Below are 573 nucleotides of genomic sequence, written 5' to 3'. Positions count from 1 at the left end.
ACCTATCGCATGCCAAATGAAGGGCATGAATTTGGAGCTTGGCCGCCACTGGCGGACGCGCAGCGAGCAATGCGTTTGGTGCGTCAGTTGCCTTTGGCGTCTCATTTATCATCGATTGGTGTGTTAGGTTTCTCGGCTGGCGGACACGTTGCAGCGAGCTTAGCGACGAGTCACGCATTGGATATTTATCCTCTTCAAGATGAGGCGGACCGTGTATCTGCCAAGCCCGATTTTTGCGCTTTGATGTACCCGGTGATCAGTATGAACACCGATATTGCGCACATGGGCTCGCGTGCCGAGTTACTGGCGAATTTGGAACGTGAATCTGACCTTCTCCGATTTTCGCTAGAAAAACAGGTGACGTCAGACATGCCGCCTTGTTTTCTTTTACATGCCAGTGACGATACCGCCGTGAGTGCGGAAAACAGCCTCGTGTTTTGGCAAGCACTTCGCCAGCACGAAATCGCGACCGAAATGCATCTGTTTGAGCAAGGTAAACACGGTTTTGGTATTCGCGATGCACAAGGTTTGCCTGTCGCGGCGTGGCCGCAATTGCTCTCTGCATGGCTACAA

The 573-nt window shown here is 52.4% G+C and carries 1 protein-coding gene; it reads left to right on the top strand.

Annotated features, from left to right (window positions below; genetic code table 11):
• Positions 1–573 (top strand): alpha/beta hydrolase (locus R8N47_RS27145; RefSeq protein WP_318186362.1); only part of this gene is annotated, 573 nt, incomplete at both ends.

The sequence above is a fragment of the Vibrio sp. 2132-1 genome, from assembly GCF_033344315.1.
The sequence above is the reverse complement of the archived record's forward strand: the minus strand, read 5'-3'. Positions and strand labels throughout refer to the sequence as shown.